This is a genomic window from Haladaptatus sp., assembly GCF_049589095.1.
In the GTDB taxonomy this organism is placed as follows: domain Archaea; phylum Halobacteriota; class Halobacteria; order Halobacteriales; family Haladaptataceae; genus Haladaptatus.
Map to the genome: position 1 here is coordinate 1 of NZ_JBAWAC010000237.1, position 2924 is coordinate 2924.

A 2924-nucleotide genomic window follows, 5' to 3' on the forward strand; every position below is an offset into this window, starting at 1 on the left:
TTTCGAGGCAGTCTACCTACCAGTGACTGCAATCACACACCAGACAAACCCAACTCGTTGCCGTCCCGAGAGACGATTCTCGACGACGATCAACGAACCCAGAGTAATACTTCCTTCCGAAAAGCAACGCCAAAACGCTCCGATCCAAATCCCTTCTCGCCGATTTTACAGCTCTTTGACGGCCATGACCGCGTCCTCCAGCGACGGCGCGTCGAAGAAGTCGCGGCCGACGTAGGCGTTGGTGCCGGCGGTGTAGAGGTCACGGGCGGCGGTGAGCAGTTCGTCCGGGAGCGGCTGTGGGTCCTCGGAACACAGCGATTTCCAGTCGGCGATGTCCCGCTCTTTCGCCTCGACTTTGGCGTCCTTGACGGCGTCGACCCACGCGGGTTGCTCGCGCTTGTGGTACTGGCGGATGAACTCCTTGCTGACCTGCTGGCCGTGGAAGGTGAACCGGTTCTCGTCGAAGGTGCCGACCACGTCGGCGACGCGAATCTCGCCGTCGTAGTAGAGACACTCGATCTTGCCGTCCTCGTGGGTCAGATTCGATTTCGCGGCCTGCCGGGTAACGAGGTCGTTGACCTCGCGTGCGACGCGTTCCAGTTCCGAGATGTCGGCCTTCCCCGCGATTTCGTCCGCCTCGCTCCGCGAGAGATATCGGTCGCCCTTCTCGAACTTGGTCGAGAACTCGATCACCGGCTCTTCGAGTTGGACCGCTCCATCGGGCCACTCCGGGAAGTCCAACCCGTGGTCGGCGGGGTCGGTGCGGCGGCGCAGACTCGACCCGACCGGGACGCTGTTGCGGAAGACGACCTCCAGCGGGATGAGGTAGTTGTCGTTCGCGCCGCTGTGGAACAGTTCGTAGTCGTAATCGCGGCCCTCGTGCGGCAGGTTCGGTACCTGCGTCAGATCGATGGCCATCTCGGTCGGCGGTTCGGTCACGTCCGAGAGGGAAACCACGTCGCCGTCGGAAACGACGCCGCGGTAGTGGGTCGGAATGCCTTCCTCCTCCAGTCGTTCGAAGTTGAACGCGCCCATGGTACAGAGGCTCGCGCCCTTGTCCGGAATCGTATCCGGCATCTTGCCCCAGTCGAACACCGAGTAGTCGTTCGTGAACACGAACGACCCGCGCCCGAGTGAGTCCGGCGTCGGTTCTTCCTCGACCCGGAACTCCTTCACACTCGTCATGGTGGTGATTCAGCCGTCCCCGGACTAAGTAGTTTCCATCTTCGTGCTGAACTGAGCCGACATGTGGCCGAAAGATGTACATATGCATGCAGTGCCGTCTGCCGTGACCCTGCGATTTTTGGGGGTCGGACCGGATGATTGTCCCATGGCTAACGTGCGCGCGGAGAGCAACATCCCACGGGACCGGTTCGGATTCGAACACGTCCCGGAGACGGATCAATCGTTCGAGAACGCACTCGAACGGGCGCGAAACGGCGACCGATTGACGGTCGCCGACGGCGTCGAACTGCTGACGACCGGCACCGACCACCCCGGTATCGACCTCGTCCGAAAGGAGCGTGTGTTGGAGGCCGCCGACCGCCGCCGCGAGGAAGTCGTCGGCGACACGGTCACGTTCGTCGCCAACCTGAACAACAACGTCACGACGGCGTGCAACACCGGTTGTCTCTTCTGCAACTTCAAGAACACCGCACGGAACTTCGAGGTCGGCGCGGACGAGGACCACGGCGGATTCACGAAAACGCCGGACGAGTCCCGTGAAATCGTCGCCGACGCGCGCGAACGCGGTATCTACGAGGTTACGTCGGTCAGCGGTCTCCACCCCGGACTCGCGCTCGACGACGAGCACCTCGAAATCCTCGATGCGAGCGAGCGCGGCGATTTGAACTTCAAACACCCGGACGAGTACAAAACCGACCCCGCGACGTACGTCGAGCAGATCCGCGCGATGAGCCTGCCCGGCATCCACGTCCACTCCATGACGCCCGAGGAAGCGTATCACGCCCGTCGCGGCACGGACTGGAGTTACGAGGAGGTGTACCGTAGGCTGAAGGCCGCCGGACTCGACAGCGCGCCGGGTACCGCCGCCGAGATTCTGGTGGACGAGGTGCGGGGCATCATCTGCCCCGGAAAGATCCGCACGGACGAGTGGATGGAGTCCATGGAGGCCGCCGCGAACGTCGGCCTCGACACCACGGCGACCATCATGTACGGCCACGTCGAAAACGAGATGCACCGCGTGCTGCATCTGGAAAAGCTCCGCGAGCTACAGGACCGAACCGGCGCGATAACGGAGTTCGTCCCGCTCTCGTTCATCCATCAGAACACGCCGCTGTACGAACGCGGGATGGTCGAAAACGGTGCGAGTATCCACGAGGACGAACTGCTCATCGCGGTCGCCCGACTCTTCTTGGACAACATCGAGAACATCCAGTCCTCGTGGGTCAAGTACGGCGACGAACAGGGACTCAAGATGCTCTCCTGTGGCGCGAACGACTTCATGGGAACCATCCTCTCGGAGGAAATCACGAAACGCGCGGGCGGCCAGTTCGGCGAGTTCCGCTCCTTCGAGGAGTACGTCGAGATGATAACGACCATCGGCCGCACTCCCGCAGAGCGTTCGACCGACTACCGACAGATACGCGAAATCGACCCCGACGACCCGCCGTTCGGCCCGACGCTCGGCCCGTGTGCGGACGGCACGCCGCTCCTCGACTGACGATTCTCGACTGACGATTCACTACGACGACGATTCTTCGGTCCCGCCCGAATTAGCGCCCCAAAACGTCCCGGTATCGTCGACTGGCGTCGGTATTCGCGTCGATCTCCGTCCGAATCCGGTCGGAAACCCACTCGTCCGCGACGTATCGTTCGTACACCGGGAGACGCTCGTGGAGCGGAACGCCCGCCGATTCCGCGATGTCCTCCAGTTCGCGCAGGGCGGGCCATTCGTAGTCCGG

2 protein-coding genes and 1 pseudogene are annotated in these 2924 nt (G+C 62.6%); 1 reads left to right on the plus strand and 2 read right to left on the minus strand.

What is annotated here, in order from left to right; translation table 11 throughout:
• Positions 1-165: 165 nt before the first annotated feature.
• On the minus strand, positions 166-1185 hold the full coding sequence (locus WBV42_RS07790; protein WP_423985517.1) for a phosphoribosylaminoimidazolesuccinocarboxamide synthase: 1020 nt from the start codon (positions 1183-1185) through the stop codon (positions 166-168).
• A gap of 145 nt (positions 1186-1330) precedes the next feature.
• On the opposite strand from WBV42_RS07790, the gene cofH reads away from it, so the two are divergent.
• A complete protein-coding gene (gene cofH / locus WBV42_RS07795; RefSeq protein ID WP_423985518.1) occupies positions 1331-2683 on the plus strand; it encodes a 7,8-didemethyl-8-hydroxy-5-deazariboflavin synthase subunit CofH in 1353 nt (450 codons plus the stop codon).
• A gap of 52 nt (positions 2684-2735) precedes the next feature.
• Here the strand turns inward: cofH and WBV42_RS07800 are convergent.
• A pseudogene (locus WBV42_RS07800) lies at positions 2736-2924 on the minus strand (7,8-didemethyl-8-hydroxy-5-deazariboflavin synthase subunit CofG); the annotation flags it as partial.